The sequence below is a fragment of the Halomonas sp. C10-5 genome, from assembly GCF_057169305.1.
Window position 1 is genome coordinate 847,550 of the sequence record NZ_CP175665.1, and the last position, 14,121, is coordinate 861,670.

A 14,121-nucleotide genomic window follows, 5' to 3' on the forward strand; every position below is an offset into this window, starting at 1 on the left:
TCGAGGAGGCGTGCCGCCTTCTCGTCCGAGGGCAGGGAGTGACCCTGCCCGCGATACCCTGACGGAGGTCATGTCATGACGGAAACAGACGAGAAACGCCGGACCCTGATCGAGCGGCTCGGCCGTCGATTGGGACATGCGGCACCCGCTCTGGCGCTGGTGGCCAGCGGTGCGGCGATGCAGGCGGTGGCCGATGAGCCCACCGAGCCCACCTACACCAGCGGCCAGGAGGCCCCGCTGATGTTAGCCGAAGCCCATGCCGAGGGCGGAGCGGTAGCTGGTGCGGAAGGGGGTGCCGAGGCCGGCACCCATGACGAGGAAGAGGCTCCGGGCGAAGCCGAAGCCGAAGCGGAGGCCGAGGGTGCAGCGGAGGCAGAAGGTGAGGCTGAAGGCGAAGGCGCCTACTGATGCCATCCACGCGTCGTGCCGGTCCCCGGGGCCGGTGCGGCGTCTCGCTCAGCGGAGGGAACGCCCATGACCAAGACCCAAGCGCCATCCTGTCTCGATACCCTGGTCGAGGAGAATCGCCAGAGCCTGCAGCAGCTGGAGGCGTTCCTGGCGGTGCTCTCCCCGGCGCAGTACCGACACGCCTTCGACGCCGAGGGGAAGCAGACCCTGGGACGCCACCTGCGCCATATCCTCGATCACTACCAGGCCCTGCTGGAGGGCGGCGGTTCGGGCCGCATCGACTACGAAACGCGTGACCGGGACCCCGACCTCGAGAGGGAACCGGCGCGTGCCCTCGAGCGGCTGTCCGAGATCCGCGACGGGCTTGCGCGCCTGACCGAGCACTCCTCGACGCAGCTGCAGCTGACCTACCCGGTAGAGGAGGGCGGTATCAGCCTGTCATTGACCACCAGCCTGGCTCGTGAACTGACCTTTATGACCAGTCATACCGTGCACCATATGGCCCTGCTGGGGCTACTGGCGCAACAACTCGGGGTGGAACTGCCCGATGCGTTCGGTGTGCACCCCTCCACGCTCCGACACTGGCGTCGGCAGCGCGATGAGGTAATTAGCCCAGCAATCACCCCAAGGAGGCAGACCGCATGAAGACACTATCCTGCATCACGGCGGTTATCGGCATGACCGCAGCACTTCTCGTGACCCCGTTGGCTGCCCAGACGGCGTGGCCAGAGCAGGGCTGGGAAGTCCATGACACCTCGATGTCCTACCCGGCGCTGCTCGATGAGCTCAAGGCCGCCGTCGAGGCGGAGGGGATGTTTGTCGTCACCGAGGCCGGCCCCACCGAGGCTGCTGCCAGCCGCGGCGTCACCATCCCTGGCAACAGGGTCATCGGGGTGTTTCGCAACGACTACGCGGTGGAGATCCTGCGTCTCAGCGTACCGGCGATGATCGAGGCGCCAATGCGCTTCTATGTCACCGAGAAGGACGATGGCAGCGCCACCCTCTCGTGGAAGACGCCTAGCCATGTGCTCGCCCCCTACATCGGGGAAGATGGAAAGGAACTGGGGGCGATCGCCGAGGAGCTGGATGAGGTCTTCGCGGCCATTGCTCAAAGCGCCCTGGAGGCGCAATAGCGTTAACCACAATTGATCCATGGTCGGCTTTCAGCGCTCCTCCGGCGGTTGGTCAAGTCTCGAGGAAAGCCGCCCGCCCGCTTCATGAAGGAGCGTGAACTGCCTGTCGCACTCCCGGCAGGCGCCACACATCGACAGATGAAGCCGTAGCGATACCTTCTCCCGGAATGTCAGCCTGCGATCCTGCTTGAGCGACATCAGGCGGGTCGCTGCCTTGCACATCATCATGGTGTTTCCTCCGAAAGCCAGCCCTGCTCCAGACAGGCGCGAAGACGAAGGCGGGCGCGGTGCAGGATCACCCAGCAGTTGCTTTCCCGGATACCTACCTCCTTGCAGATATCGGCGGTGGAGAGCCCCATCAGCTCACGGAGCGAGAAGACCCTGGCGGCGCCGTCCGGCAGGGCGAGCATGCAGGCATCGAAGACCCGCCAGAAATGTTCCGTCTCGAAGGCACGATCCGGATCACCCCAGCTGGAAGGTCGAGTCTCCTCGCGCCAGCGGCCGTTCGCCTGGAATTGGCGATCGATGGCATCGTCCTCGCCCTCCTCCTCGAGGGGCTTGAAGCGCCCCTGCTTCTTCTGCAGGCGCATCAGATCGAGGATCTTGTACTTGAGGATGCCGAAGACCCAGGTCTCGTAGCCGGAGCGGCCGGCGAAGCTGGTCTCCTTCTCGATGGCCGCCATCAGCGCTTCCTGAACCGCATCCTCGGCCAAGGCGTTGTCCCTGAGGTGAAGCCGGGCGAAGGAGAGCAGGCGAGGGCGCAGCGCCGCCAGCCGTTCGGCATGGGCGGCCGTGATGTCCGTAAATGCTGTGGCTTCGGGAAGCTGGCCGTCCTGCATAGTCACTCCGGGGTATGGGGAAAGCGCGTTGAAAGAGAGCCCCGTCATGGTCACTGGGTCGGCGAAGGTCGCTACCACCTTACACGGGTGTTGGTACCAGGGGTGTAAGGACTCGCCCTGCATTCCTACCAAGAGTTACCGCCACAGCATGGCGGACGAGGAGGGCATCTCGCCCCGATTCGAACAGGTTGCTGGTCCCTTGGGTAGTCATGAAGGAGAAAGGAGATGACATACGACAACGACAAACGCCGTCGCCTGCTGAGCCGGCTGGGCCGCGGCCTGGCCGGTACCGTCCCGATCCTCGCCCTGGCCGCGGGTGGCGTGTCGCTGGTGAATGACGAGGCGACCCCCGAGGCCCGTGAGGGAGCCTGGTTCCTGTCCAGTGCCCATGCCGAGGGAAGCGCCGAGGTCCAGGCAGAAGCGGAAGCCGAGGGAGAAGCCGAAGGGGAGGCGGAGGGTGAAGGTGAAGCGGAAGGTGAAGCCGAGGGCGAGGCCGCCAGCGCCGCGGCCGTGCGTCGTCCCGAGGGTTATGCGCCGGCCTACAGCGAGAGCAGTGCCAACCCCGCCGAACTGCTGACCCGTGGCCAGGCGCTCTACAACGACACCTCGCTGAGCGGCAATGGCCTGGCCTGCGCCAGCTGCCACGGCAGCGACGGCAACGATATCGGCTACCAGGCCACCTTCGAGCAGCCCTTCCCCCATCGGGTGGCCATGGCCGAGGCGCAGTTCGGCATGCCCGAGGTCCATGCCGACGAGATGGTGCAGATCTGCATGGTGGCCCCCATGGAGGCCGAGCCGCTGGCCTGGGGCAGCGAGGAGCTGACCTCGCTGGCCGCCTACATGGTCGAGGTGCAGCGCCGCTTCGTCGGCAAGCCCCACGACCTCTGACCCTCTCGACCTCAAGCCCCGCTCCGGCGATTCGCCGCTCCGGCGATTCGCCGCTCATGGGGGCGTCGCCGGGCGCGACAGCCTGTCGCGCCCGGCGTTGCGGGTTTGCCAGCCCGCTCGCTCGCCGCCTACGCTGAAGACATCCGTCGGCGTGCCGCGCACTGAACCCGGCGGGCACGCCGAGACTCACACATCAGGAGACCTCCACTCGCCGAGGGGAGTCGCAGGGATGACCACCATGACGCCACGCCATCGCGCCCTCACCGGGCGCCGCCTGTTGCTGTTCAGTCTCGCCTGCCTGGCGTTGGGCGCCTTGCTGCTGGTTGGCCAGGCCGCGGTGCAGGCCCAGCAGGGCGAGGGACGCAGTGCACTGGTGATGCGTCTCGAGGGTGCCATCGGTCCCGCTACCGCCGACTACTTCCGCCGCGGCCTGGCCCGTGCCGCCGAAGCGGACGCGGAACTGGTGGTGGTGGAGATGGATACCCCGGGCGGGCTCGACGCTGCCATGCGCGACATGATCCGCGACATGCTCGCTTCCCAGGTGCCGGTGGCGATCCATGTCACCCCGGCCGGTGCCCGGGCGGCCAGCGCCGGCACCTACCTGCTCTACGCCAGCCACGTCGCTGCCATGGCCCCGGCCACTCATCTGGGCTCGGCAACGCCGGTGCAACTGGGCGGCGGTGGCCTGCCGGGCCTCGGCGGCGAGGGCGAGGAGGAAGGCACAGGCGAGGAGGGGGAGGCGGCCGAGGACCCGTCGCAGGCCCCCGAAGGCGAGGCGAGCGACGAGCCCCGCCGCGGCGAGACCGCCATGGAGCGCAAGGTGCTCGAGGATGCCGTGGCCTATATCCGCAGCCTGGCCGAGCGCCACGGCCGCAATGCCGACTGGGCCGAGGCGGCGGTGCGTGAGGCGGTCAACCTTACCGCCGAGGAGGCTCTCGAGGAGAACGTCATTGACGTGGTGGCCCGGGACCTCGACGACCTGCTGGCCCAGATCGACGGGCGCACGGTGGTGATGGATGACGGTGAGCGCACCCTGGCCAGCGTGGACCTGGCCATCGAGCGTTTCGATCCGGACTGGCGCACTCAGCTGCTCTCGGTGATCACCGACCCCAACGTCGCCTACTTCCTGATGATCATCGGCTTCTACGGGCTGATCTTCGAACTCTCCAACCCGGGCAGCCTGGTACCGGGTACCATCGGCATCATCTGCCTGCTGCTGGCGCTGTTCGCCTTCCAGGTGCTGTCGGTCAACTATGCGGGTCTGGCGCTGATCCTGGTGGGGTTGGCGTTGATCGTGGGCGAGGCGCTGATGCCCAGCTTCGGCATCCTCGGATTCGGCGGCATAGTCGCCTTCGTGATTGGGTCGGTGATCCTGATGGATGCAGAAAACCTGCGGCTCTCGCTGCCGTTGATCGGTGGCGTGGCCCTTATCTCCTCGGCGCTGATGCTGTGGATCATGCTGCGCTTCGTGGGCCTGCGCCGTCGCCCCGTGCTCACCGGCCAGGAAGAACTGATCGGCCATGAGGCCGAGGCCCTGGAGGACTTCACCGACAGCGGTCATGTGCGCCTGATGGGCGAGCGCTGGAATGCACGCAGCCGGGTGGCCATCGCGTATGGTCAGACGGTGCGGGTCACCGCGGTGGATGGCCTGACCCTGGAGGTGGCGCCGCTTGAGTCATCCGGGTAAAGCAAGCCGGGAGATGGCATCCGCCGTCGCCCGATCGTTCAAGGAGTGGCAACCATGCTGATTTCCTATCTCGTTCCCGTCGTGCTGGTGGTGATGCTGCTGGCAGCGTCGATCCGTATCCTGCCGGAGTACAAGCGCGGCGTGGTCTTCTTCCTGGGGCGCTTCCAGTCGGTGAAGGGGCCGGGCCTGATCATCATCATACCCGGCATCCAGAAGATGGAAGTGGTGGACCTGCGGGTGGTCACCATGGACGTGCCCGAGCAGGACGTGATCTCCCGTGACAACGTCACCGTGAAGGTCAACGCGGTGCTCTACTTCCGGGTGGTGGATCCCGAGAAGGCGATCATCCAGGTCGAGAACTTCACCCAGGCGACCAGCCAGCTGGCCCAGACCACGCTGCGCTCGGTGCTTGGCAAGCATGATCTCGACGAGATGCTCTCCGAGCGCGATAAGCTCAACGACGATATCCAGGAGATCATCGACAGCTCCGCCGAGAGCTGGGGCATCAAGGTGGCTAATGTCGAGATCAAGCACGTCGATCTCGACGAGAGCATGATCCGCGCCATCGCCCGCCAGGCCGAGGCCGAGCGTGAACGGCGCGCCAAGGTGATCCACGCCGAGGGCGAGCTGCAGGCCTCCCGCAAGCTGGTCGAGGCCGCCAACGTCATGGCCGAGAACTCGGCGGCGCTGCAGCTACGCTACCTGCAGACCATGAGCGACATGAGCAACAAGAACGCTTCCACCATCGTCTTCCCGCTGCCCATGGATATCATGGAGGCCTTCCGCCACCTCAAGGCCTCTCCGGCCGCCCAGGCACGCACGGGAGGCCAAGCGCCTGAGGACGGCAGCGCCTCGTAACCCGCTGATGCCACGGCCGGCTGGCCGTGGCATGCTGAGGGGCCCATCGTGATAATCGAGGTTGCCTTGAGCCCTGCTCCCCTTTCTCTCCGCCAGCAGGGCCTGCTGATGACCGGCGGCGGCGCCCTGATCATTTCCCCCGACGCCCTGCTGATCAAGGTGATCGGCCTGCCCGATGCCGAGATCCTGATCTGGCGCGGCCTGCTCACCGCACTCGGTTTCATTGCCATCGTGGTTGCCCGACATGGGCGAGCGGCGCCGTTGGCCTACCGGCGCTGCGGCTGGACCGGCATCGGCGTGGCCGTGCTCTTCAGTTTCTCCACCTTCGGCTTCGTGCTCGGCAACCAGTACACCCGCGGCGGCAACGTGCTGATGATCCTGGCAGGTGCCCCGCTGATCGCTGCGCTCCTCTCCCGGGTCTTCCTGCACGAGAGACTGCCGCGGCGCACCTGGCTGGCCATCTTCGGCTGTCTGCTGGGTATCGCGCTGATCGCCCTGGATGATGCCGGATCGGGCTCCTGGCTCGGCAATGGCTTCGCCCTGCTGGCGGCCACGGCGCTGGCCGCCAACTTCACCCTGGCGCGCACCCGGCCGGGGGTCGACATGAGCCCCATGCTCACCCTGGCCGGGCTGATCGTGGCGGTCGCCGCGGGGTTCTATGGCCTGCTTGGTCCCGGTGTCGAGTTGCCTTCCGGCCCTTCACTGCTGTGGCTGGTGGTGCTCTGCCTAGTGCTGCTGCCGCTGGGGTTCACCCTGATCCAGCGTGGCCCCCTCTACCTGCCTGCCGCGGAGGTGGGGCTGCTGATGCTGCTGGAGGTCGTGGTGGGCACCCTCTGGGTGTGGTGGCTGCTCGGCGAGCGGCCAGCCCCCGCGGCATTCCTGGGCGGTGCCCTGGTGCTGGGCAGCCTACTGGCCAAGGGGCTCGTCGACAGGCGGATCGAGCGGCGTCGGCGGGCGCCGGATGCAGTGCAGCACGAGCTCTGCTAGAATGCCGCGCTCCTTTCGCGCCAACCCCTGGATCTTCGTCTGATGAACTCCGAGCACATGATGACTCCCCTGGCAGGGCTGGCCACTCCGCCCTAGCGCACCCCTCCTATCTCCCGGCGATGCCGCCGTCTTCGGTGCGTCATCGTTCGACATCATCATGATGTCACGTGCGCCCCTGTGCGCCTCACTGTTCGTGATTCACGCCCTCGCCGCCGTCCTTCTGAGGCGACAGCACCCTCCTGACAGGTGCCGGCGAGGGCATGTGGACGACAGGACTTCGACGCCTCACGGCCCATCCATTCCCCTGACTGGACCGCAGCATGTACGAAAAGATGAAACTGAGTTGGTTCTCCAACCTCAAGGGCGACACCCTGGCGGGTATCGTCGTCGCCCTAGCGCTGATACCCGAGGCCATCGCCTTCTCCATCATCGCCGGTGTCGATCCCAAGGTGGGCCTCTACGCCTCCTTCTCCATGGCAGTGATCATCGCATTCGCCGGTGGTCGACCGGGCATGATCTCGGCGGCCACCGGCGCCATGGCGCTGCTGATGGTTACCCTGGTCAAGGAGCACGGCCTGGAGTACCTGCTGGCGGCTACCCTGCTTACCGGGGTGCTGCAGATCGTTGCGGGGTACCTGAAACTGGCCGACCTGATGCGCTTCGTGTCGCGGTCGGTGGTCACCGGCTTCGTCAACGCCCTGGCGATCCTGATCTTCATGGCCCAGCTGCCGGAATTGACCGGGGTGACCTGGCATGTCTACGCCATGACCCTGGCCGGCCTGGCGATCATCTATGGCTTCCCCTACCTCCCTGTGGTCGGCAAGTCGCTGCCTTCGCCGCTGGTCTGCATCCTGGTACTCACTGCCGTCTATCTGCTGACAGGCATGGAAATCAGAAGCGTCGGTGACATGGGCGAACTGCCGGACAGCCTGCCGGTGTTCCTGTGGCCCGAGGTGCCGCTCAACCTCGAGACGCTGATGATCATCCTGCCCTACTCGGTAATGCTGGCCGTGGTGGGTCTGCTGGAGTCGATGATGACCGCCACCATCGTTGATGACCTGACTGACACACAGAGCGACAAGAACCGCGAGTGCAAGGGGCAGGGCCTTGCCAACATGGGTACCGGGTTGCTTGGTGGCATGGCGGGCTGCGCGATGATTGGTCAGTCGGTGATCAACATCAAGTCGGGAGGCCGGACCCGGTTTTCCACCCTCGTTGCCGGCGTGGCGCTGCTGCTGATGGTCGTGTTCCTCTCCGACTGGGTCTCGCAGATCCCCATGGCGGCGCTGGTAGCGGTGATGATCATGGTCTCCATCGGCACCTTCAGCTGGGAGTCGATCCGCGACCTCAAGAAGCACCCGATGAGCACCAACGTCGTCATGTTGGCCACCGTGGCCGTGACCGTGGGCACCCATAACCTGGCCATCGGCGTCTTCGTCGGCGTGCTGCTCGCGGCCATGAACTTCGCCAACAAGGTGGGCAATATCCTCTATATCTGCAGCGAGGAAGACGCCGAGGGCAGCACGCGGGTCTACACGGTGGTGGGCCAGGTGTTCTTCGCCTCCTCCGAGCGCTTTGGTAACGCCTTCGATTTCAAGGAGACGGTGGAGAAGGTCACCATCGACCTGTCACGCGCCCATTTCTGGGACATCACCGCCGTCCAGGCACTGGATCGAATCGTGATCAAGTTCCGTCGCGAAGGCACCGAGGTGGAGCTGATCGGTCTCAACGAGGCGAGCGCCACCATCGTCGACCGCTATGCGGTGCATGACGATCCCGAGGCCGTCGAGAAGCTGATGGGCGGCCATTGACGCCCGTCTCGATGAGGGAGAACGTGACACCATGACCCAATACGCCAGTATCAGGACAAGACAATGACCGAACAGGTAATGGCCGCCATCGACGGCTCGAAGTTCTCGGAAGGAGTGTGCGACTACGCCGCCTGGGCCAGCCTGGCGCTGGGTGCTCCGCTGACCTTCCTGCACGTGAACGACAACCACCCCCAGACCGCCGAGACCGACCTCTCGGGCAACATCGGCCTGGGCTCCCGGGAGCACCTGCTCGAGGAACTCTCCCAGCTGGAGGAGAGGCGTGCCAAGGTGGCCCAGGAGCAGGGCCGGTTGATGCTCAAGGCTGCCCGGGAGCGGGCGGTCGAGAAAGGGGCGAGCGAAGCCGCCGGCCGCCAGCGCAACGGCACCCTGGTCGAGACCCTCGAGGAGCTGCAGGAGGAAATCCGCCTGCTGGTGGTAGGCAAGCGCGGCGAGACCGCCCACCAGGACAGTGGCCACCTGGGCTCCAACCTGGAGCGGGTGGTGCGTAGCCTGCATCGCCCGATCCTGATGGTGCCCCACGCCTTCAAGGCGCCCGAGAAGGTGATGTTGGCCTTCGACGGTAGCAAGACCACCCGCAAGGGTGTGGAGATGCTGGCGAAGAGTCCGCTGTTCGAGGGTGTGCCGGTGCATGTGGTGATCGTCGGTGCCGAGACCGGCGACAATCGCTCCCAGCTCGACTGGGCACTCAAGACCCTGCGCGACGCCGGTCATGAGGCCGAGGGCACCATCCGCGCCGGCGAGGTCGAGGCCACCCTGCGCGCCTACCAGGAGGAGCAGCAGATCGACCTGCTGGTGATGGGGGCCTACGGTCACTCGCGCATTCGCCACCTGCTGGTGGGCAGCACCACCACCGCCATGCTGCGCAAGGCCAAGGGACCGGTGCTGCTGCTGCGTTGATTCAGGTACGGCCACTTTCGCCACGACGCCCCGTTGCCGCTATGGCCCGGGGCGTCGTCGTTACTCGCATTCCCGGGGCGGCGCGACGTATATCGACGCATCGCGGCGAAGCGGAGATAATCGCTGGCGTCTTCCATCCTCATCAGGAGAGCGCACATGACCATCAACCGCTACGACACCAAGGCGCGCATGAGCCGCGCCGTGATCCACAACGGCATCGCCTACCTGTGCGGCCAGGTGGCCGGCCCCGAAGCGCGCCACGGCGATATTACTGCTCAGACCGAGAGCATGCTGTCGCGCCTCGATGCCCTGCTCAAGGAGATCGGCAGCGACCGCGAGAACCTGCTCACTGCCACCATCTACCTCAAGGATGGCCACGACTTCGCCGCCATGAATGCGGTGTGGGACGCCTGGGTGCCCACCGGCCATGCCCCGGCGCGCACCTGTGTCTGTGCCCCCATGCCTGCCGACGAGCTCAAGGTCGAGATCACCGTCACCGCCGCCACGCGCAGCAGTGAATACAGCTTCTGAAGGCTAGCGTGAGCCGCTGGGGTAGCGCGTCTCCTTGAGGCTGTCCTTGATCTTCTTGAGATGGCCGAGGAAGTCCTCGCCGCGGCGCAGGGTCACCCCGGTGGCCAGCACGTCCACCAGCGCCAGCTGGATCATCCGCGAGGTCATCGGCATGAAGTGGTCGGTGTCCTCGTGGGTGGCAACCTCCAGGGTCTCGCTGCACTCCCGGGCCAGCGGCGAGTCCGGCGCGGTGATGCCCAGCACCACGGCACCGGTCTCGCGGGCCAGCCGGGCGATATCGACCAGTTCCCGGGTGCGTCCGGTCCAGGAGATGATCACCACCACGTCGCCGGTGTGGCAGGTGGAGGCCACCATGCGCTGCATCAGCACGTCGACGTAGGCGGTCACCGGTAGGTTGAAGCGGAAGAACTTGTGCTGGGCATCCTGAGCCACGGCGCCGGAGGCGCCCAGTCCGAAGAAGTGGATCTGCTTGGCCTGGATCAGGTAGTCCACCACCCGCTCGATGCGCTTGGGGTCGGTCTCTCGGCGCGCCTCGTCTAGCGCGGCGATGGTGGCACCGAAGATCTTCTGGGTATATTCAGTGGCATTGTCGTCGGGTTCCACCGCCTGGCTGACATAGGGCGTGCCGCCAGCCAGGCTCTGGGCCAGCTTGATCTTGAAGTCAGGATAGCCCTTGGCCTCGAAGCTGCGGCAGAAGCGGTTGACGGTGGGTTCGCTCACCGAGGCGGCCTGTGCCAGGGTGGCGATGCTCATGCCGGTGGCAGCGGCCGGGTTGGCCAGTATGACGTCGGCGACCTTGCGCTCCGAGCGATTGAGATCGTCCAGGCGCTGGCGGATGCGGTCGAGCAGGTCGTGACGGGCCATGATGAGGCGTGATCTCCAGGAGTGGGGTGTTGAGGGTTGATGTGGTGATTTAACTACATTGTGAAGGCTATCCTAGCTCGAGCCAGCTGCCGAGACCAACGTAGTGCTGCCTATAGGCTGTGATTTTGGTTGGTTTACCGATATAGCTTGCGGTATCAGGTCGTAGGCGCCATTTTTTTGCTAAGTTAACAATATGGGGCGAAGATGAGCCAAAGCAACCGCATCGGTCAGACAGCCGGTACCCAGATCGACCTGGCGCTGTTCGGGGCGCTCGGTGATCTGGCCCAGCGCAAGCTGTTTCCGGCGCTCTTCCATCTGGAGCGCGAAGGGCTCCTCGACCCCGCCACCCGCCTGCTTGGCCTGGCGCGCCAGGCGCTCGATGCCGACGCCTTCCGGGCGCGCATCGATAAGGCGCTCAGGACCTACGTCAAGACCGAGGAGCTGGAGCGGGAAGCGCTGGCACGATTCCTCGCCCGACTCGACTTCCTCCGGCTCGACTTCACCCAGCCCGAGGGCTACGCCGCCATCCGCGAGTGGCGCCGGGACGCCGGCCGCCCCATGGTGGTCTACTTGTCGGTGGCGGCGAAGCTCTACGGTGACATCTGTCGCCACCTCGAGGCCGGGGGCTGCCTGGACGACGAGAGTCGGGTGGTGGTGGAGAAGCCGATCGGCTACGACCTGGCGTCGTCGGCGGAGATCAACGACGCCATCGGCGCCGTCTTCCCCGAGTCGCGGATCTATCGCATCGACCACTACCTGGGCAAGGAGACGGTGCAGAACCTGATCGCGCTGCGCTTCGCCAACCCGCTGTTCGGCACCCAGTGGAACCAGAATCACATCTCCCACGTGGAGATCACCGTGGCCGAACAGGTCGGCATCGAGGGGCGCTGGGGCTACTTCGACGATGCCGGCCAGTTGCGCGACATGGTGCAGAACCACCTGCTGCAGCTGGTCTGTCTGATCGCCATGGACCCGCCCGCCAACCTCGACGCCGACGCCATCCGCGACGAGAAGGTCAAGGTGCTCAAGGCGCTCAAGCCCTTCACCGACGACATGCTGGGGCGCGACGTGGTGCGCGGCCAGTACACCGCCGGCACCATCGAAGGCAGGTCGGTGCCGGGCTATCTGGAGGAGGAGGGGGCCAATACCGAGAGTCACACCGAGTCCTTCGTGGCCATGAAGACCGGCGTGGCCAACTGGCGCTGGGCCGGGGTGCCCTTCTACCTGCGCACCGGCAAGCGCATGCCCGAGAAGCTCTCGCAGATCGTCATTCACTTCCGCCAGCAGCCTCACTACATCTTCGATCCGGATCAGCGCGGTCTGGCCGCCAACAAGCTGGTGATCCGCCTGCAGCCGGAGGAGGGCATCGCCCTGGAGGTGCTGACCAAGGACAGCGGCCTGGACAAGGGCATGCGACTGCGCCGCGGCCCGCTGCACCTCGAATTCAACAGCGCCTTCCCCAAGACCCGCATCCCCGACGCCTACGAGCGCCTGCTGCTCGAGGTGATGAAGGGCCAGCAGTACCTCTTCGTGCGCCGCGACGAGGTGGAACACGCCTGGCAGTGGTGCGATAACCTGATTGCCGCCTGGAAGGATCGCGACGAGCCGCCGCGCCGCTATCCCGCCGGCTCCTGGGGGCCCGTCGCGTCCATTGCCATGATCACCCAGGACGGACGCAGCTGGTATGAAGATTACTAGAGTATGGCGACCGGCCCCCGGGGCCCGTGGCGCCTCTCTCAAGACCGCCATGATCACCCAGTATGGACGCAGCTGGTACGAGGATTATTGAGCATGAGGGAGCTGAGATGAGCGACGATTCCCGCAAGCGCCTGGCGGTCCAGTTGGCGGAGGCGGTGGCCGAGGCGCTGCGCGCCGACCTGGCGAGTCAAGACAAGGCCCTGCTGGTGCTCTCGGGGGGCTCCACCCCGCTGCCTTTCCTCGAGGCCCTGGCGGGTTGCGACCTGCCCTGGGAGCGCGTCCAGGTGACCCTCGCCGACGAGCGCTGGGTGGCGGAGGACGCCGCCGACAGCAACGCCCGCCTGGTGCGCGAGCACCTGCTCCAGGGCCATGCCGCCGCCGCCACCTTCGTGCCGCTGACCACCGCCGATGCCACCCCCGAGCAGGGAGCGGCCCCCGTGGCCGAGCGCCTTGAGGCGCTGGCCTGGCCGGCCAGCGCCGTGATCCTCGGCATGGGCGGCGACGGCCACACCGCCTCGCTGTTCCCCGACAGCCGCGAGCTCGCCCTGGCGCTGACCACCGAGGCCGCGGCGGTGGCGGTGCGCACGCCGAGCCAGCCCCAGCCACGCATCACCCTCTCCGCCGACCGCCTGCACCAGGCGCGGCGGCACTTCCTGCACATCACCGGCGGCGACAAGCGCGCCGTGCTGGCCCGGGCGCTGGCCGGCGACGACGTTCGCGAGCTGCCGATCCGGGCCTTCCTCGCCTGCCCGCTGGCCACCTATTGGGCCCCCTGATCTCACGGAGAGACATCCATGACCTTTCAGAACAGCATCGACAAGCAGCTCCCCTCGACCCGCACCACCGAACTGGACAGCATCTGCCTCAAGGCCGAGGTGATCCCGGTGCTGGCTATCCAGCGCGTCGAGGACGCCGTGCCCCTGGCCCGTGCCCTCCATGACGGCGGCCTGACCGTGCTGGAGGTCACCCTGCGTACCGACTGTGCGCTGGAGGCGATCCGCCGCATCAAGGAGGCGCTGCCCCAGGCCAGCATCGGCGTGGGCACCGTGCTGACGCCGGCCCAGTATCGCCAGGCCGAGCAGGCCGGCGCCGACTTCGTGGTTACCCCCGGCACCACCGAGGCGCTCTATCGCTACGGCGTAAGCAGTCCGGTACCCATGCTGCCCGGCGTGTCCACCGTCTCCGAGCTGATGGCCGGTTGGCAGTACGGCTACCGCCGCTTCAAGTTCTTTCCCGCCGAGGCCAGCGGCGGCGTCAAGGCGCTCAAGGCCTTCGCCGGGCCGCTGCCCGAGGCGCGCTTCTGTCCCACCGGGGGCATCAACCTGGAGAATGCCGAGGATTACCTGGCTCTCAAGAATGTGATGTGCGTGGCCGGCTCCTGGCTGACACCGGCGTCGCTGGTCGAGGCGGAGGACTGGAACGGCATCCGCCAGCTGGCCCACGGGGTGGCGGAGCGTTTCCACCACTAGCGGTGGCGAGTCGCGAGGCCCGTGTCATCG

16 protein-coding genes are annotated in these 14,121 nt (G+C 66.4%); 13 read left to right on the top strand and 3 right to left on the bottom strand.

Annotated elements, in window-relative coordinates:
• Positions 1-75 precede the first annotated feature (75 nt).
• The 3 genes from ACJ7IV_RS03960 (at position 76) to ACJ7IV_RS03970 (ending at position 1,541) form a co-directional block, all read left to right on the top strand.
• Complete coding sequence (locus ACJ7IV_RS03960; RefSeq protein WP_483865871.1) at positions 76-408, top strand: hypothetical protein; 333 nt, start codon at positions 76-78, stop codon at positions 406-408.
• A 66-nt stretch (positions 409-474) separates the two neighbouring features.
• Positions 475-1,053, top strand: coding sequence for a DinB family protein (locus tag ACJ7IV_RS03965; RefSeq protein WP_483865872.1), 579 nt, complete (start codon positions 475-477; stop codon positions 1,051-1,053).
• Positions 1,050-1,541, top strand: coding sequence for a DUF302 domain-containing protein (locus ACJ7IV_RS03970; protein ID WP_483865873.1), 492 nt, complete (start codon positions 1,050-1,052; stop codon positions 1,539-1,541). Before ACJ7IV_RS03965 ends, ACJ7IV_RS03970 begins: the two co-directional genes overlap by 4 nt.
• Before the next feature lie 30 nt (positions 1,542-1,571).
• Here ACJ7IV_RS03970 and ACJ7IV_RS03975 read toward each other — a convergent pair whose 3' ends face one another.
• Both ACJ7IV_RS03975 and ACJ7IV_RS03980 read right to left on the bottom strand, forming a co-directional pair.
• On the bottom strand, positions 1,572-1,769 hold the full coding sequence (locus tag ACJ7IV_RS03975) for a zf-HC2 domain-containing protein (protein ID WP_483865874.1): 198 nt from the start codon (positions 1,767-1,769) through the stop codon (positions 1,572-1,574).
• Positions 1,766-2,380, bottom strand: a complete 615-nt coding sequence (locus ACJ7IV_RS03980; protein ID WP_483865875.1) for a sigma-70 family RNA polymerase sigma factor — start codon at positions 2,378-2,380, stop codon at positions 1,766-1,768. The genes ACJ7IV_RS03975 and ACJ7IV_RS03980 overlap by 4 nt, the downstream gene beginning before the upstream one ends.
• Positions 2,381-2,605: 225 nt before the next feature.
• Between ACJ7IV_RS03980 and ACJ7IV_RS03985 the strand changes: the two genes are divergently transcribed.
• The 7 genes from ACJ7IV_RS03985 to ACJ7IV_RS04015 all read left to right on the top strand — a co-directional run bounded on the left by ACJ7IV_RS03985 (position 2,606) and on the right by ACJ7IV_RS04015 (position 10,060).
• Positions 2,606-3,268 carry a hypothetical protein gene (locus tag ACJ7IV_RS03985; protein ID WP_483865876.1) on the top strand — a complete coding sequence of 221 codons (663 nt, stop codon included), beginning with the start codon at positions 2,606-2,608 and terminating at the stop codon, positions 3,266-3,268.
• Between the two features lie 238 nt (positions 3,269-3,506).
• Positions 3,507-4,955, top strand: coding sequence for an NfeD family protein (locus ACJ7IV_RS03990; RefSeq protein ID WP_483866541.1), 1,449 nt, complete (start codon positions 3,507-3,509; stop codon positions 4,953-4,955).
• Positions 4,956-5,009: 54 nt separating this feature from the next.
• Positions 5,010-5,813, top strand: a complete 804-nt coding sequence (locus tag ACJ7IV_RS03995; RefSeq protein ID WP_483865877.1) for a slipin family protein — start codon at positions 5,010-5,012, stop codon at positions 5,811-5,813.
• A 108-nt stretch (positions 5,814-5,921) separates the two neighbouring features.
• Positions 5,922-6,800 carry a DMT family transporter gene (locus ACJ7IV_RS04000; protein ID WP_483866542.1) on the top strand — a complete coding sequence of 293 codons (879 nt, stop codon included), beginning with the start codon at positions 5,922-5,924 and terminating at the stop codon, positions 6,798-6,800.
• Between the two features lie 320 nt (positions 6,801-7,120).
• Entirely contained in the window at positions 7,121-8,611 is a 1,491-nt protein-coding gene (locus ACJ7IV_RS04005) for a SulP family inorganic anion transporter (RefSeq protein WP_483865878.1), read from the top strand.
• Between the two features lie 63 nt (positions 8,612-8,674).
• A complete protein-coding gene (locus ACJ7IV_RS04010) occupies positions 8,675-9,529 on the top strand; it encodes a universal stress protein (protein ID WP_483865879.1) in 855 nt (284 codons plus the stop codon).
• 156 nt (positions 9,530-9,685) lie between these two features.
• Entirely contained in the window at positions 9,686-10,060 is a 375-nt protein-coding gene (locus ACJ7IV_RS04015; protein WP_483865880.1) for a RidA family protein, read from the top strand.
• Between the two features lie 3 nt (positions 10,061-10,063).
• Here ACJ7IV_RS04015 and ACJ7IV_RS04020 read toward each other — a convergent pair whose 3' ends face one another.
• Complete coding sequence (locus ACJ7IV_RS04020) at positions 10,064-10,924, bottom strand: MurR/RpiR family transcriptional regulator (RefSeq protein ID WP_483865881.1); 861 nt, start codon at positions 10,922-10,924, stop codon at positions 10,064-10,066.
• Between the two features lie 204 nt (positions 10,925-11,128).
• Here ACJ7IV_RS04020 and zwf point away from each other — a divergent pair, with 204 nt between their 5' ends.
• The 3 genes from zwf to ACJ7IV_RS04035 all read left to right on the top strand — a co-directional run bounded on the left by zwf (position 11,129) and on the right by ACJ7IV_RS04035 (position 14,091).
• Positions 11,129-12,622: a glucose-6-phosphate dehydrogenase gene (gene zwf, locus ACJ7IV_RS04025; protein WP_483865882.1), complete on the top strand. Its 1,494-nt coding sequence runs from the start codon at positions 11,129-11,131 to the stop codon at positions 12,620-12,622.
• A gap of 107 nt (positions 12,623-12,729) precedes the next feature.
• Positions 12,730-13,398, top strand: a complete 669-nt coding sequence (gene pgl, locus ACJ7IV_RS04030; RefSeq protein ID WP_483865883.1) for a 6-phosphogluconolactonase — start codon at positions 12,730-12,732, stop codon at positions 13,396-13,398.
• A gap of 18 nt (positions 13,399-13,416) precedes the next feature.
• Positions 13,417-14,091: a bifunctional 4-hydroxy-2-oxoglutarate aldolase/2-dehydro-3-deoxy-phosphogluconate aldolase gene (locus tag ACJ7IV_RS04035; protein WP_483865884.1), complete on the top strand. Its 675-nt coding sequence runs from the start codon at positions 13,417-13,419 to the stop codon at positions 14,089-14,091.
• Positions 14,092-14,121 lie beyond the last annotated feature (30 nt).

Bases quoted from the DNA above. Each gene is read 5' to 3' on its own strand.
- ACJ7IV_RS03960 (WP_483865871.1), top strand. From the start codon at position 76: ATGACGGAAACAGACGAGAAACGCCGGACCCTGATCGAGCGGCTCGGC.
- ACJ7IV_RS03965 (WP_483865872.1), top strand. From the start codon at position 475: ATGACCAAGACCCAAGCGCCATCCTGTCTCGATACCCTGGTCGAGGAG.
- ACJ7IV_RS03970 (WP_483865873.1), top strand. From the start codon at position 1,050: ATGAAGACACTATCCTGCATCACGGCGGTTATCGGCATGACCGCAGCA.
- ACJ7IV_RS03975 (WP_483865874.1), bottom strand. From the start codon at position 1,769: ATGATGATGTGCAAGGCAGCGACCCGCCTGATGTCGCTCAAGCAGGAT.
- ACJ7IV_RS03980 (WP_483865875.1), bottom strand. From the start codon at position 2,380: ATGCAGGACGGCCAGCTTCCCGAAGCCACAGCATTTACGGACATCACG.
- ACJ7IV_RS03985 (WP_483865876.1), top strand. From the start codon at position 2,606: ATGACATACGACAACGACAAACGCCGTCGCCTGCTGAGCCGGCTGGGC.
- ACJ7IV_RS03990 (WP_483866541.1), top strand. From the start codon at position 3,507: ATGACGCCACGCCATCGCGCCCTCACCGGGCGCCGCCTGTTGCTGTTC.
- ACJ7IV_RS03995 (WP_483865877.1), top strand. From the start codon at position 5,010: ATGCTGATTTCCTATCTCGTTCCCGTCGTGCTGGTGGTGATGCTGCTG.
- ACJ7IV_RS04000 (WP_483866542.1), top strand. From the start codon at position 5,922: ATGACCGGCGGCGGCGCCCTGATCATTTCCCCCGACGCCCTGCTGATC.
- ACJ7IV_RS04005 (WP_483865878.1), top strand. From the start codon at position 7,121: ATGTACGAAAAGATGAAACTGAGTTGGTTCTCCAACCTCAAGGGCGAC.
- ACJ7IV_RS04010 (WP_483865879.1), top strand. From the start codon at position 8,675: ATGACCGAACAGGTAATGGCCGCCATCGACGGCTCGAAGTTCTCGGAA.
- ACJ7IV_RS04015 (WP_483865880.1), top strand. From the start codon at position 9,686: ATGACCATCAACCGCTACGACACCAAGGCGCGCATGAGCCGCGCCGTG.
- ACJ7IV_RS04020 (WP_483865881.1), bottom strand. From the start codon at position 10,924: ATGGCCCGTCACGACCTGCTCGACCGCATCCGCCAGCGCCTGGACGAT.
- zwf (WP_483865882.1), top strand. From the start codon at position 11,129: ATGAGCCAAAGCAACCGCATCGGTCAGACAGCCGGTACCCAGATCGAC.
- pgl (WP_483865883.1), top strand. From the start codon at position 12,730: ATGAGCGACGATTCCCGCAAGCGCCTGGCGGTCCAGTTGGCGGAGGCG.
- ACJ7IV_RS04035 (WP_483865884.1), top strand. From the start codon at position 13,417: ATGACCTTTCAGAACAGCATCGACAAGCAGCTCCCCTCGACCCGCACC.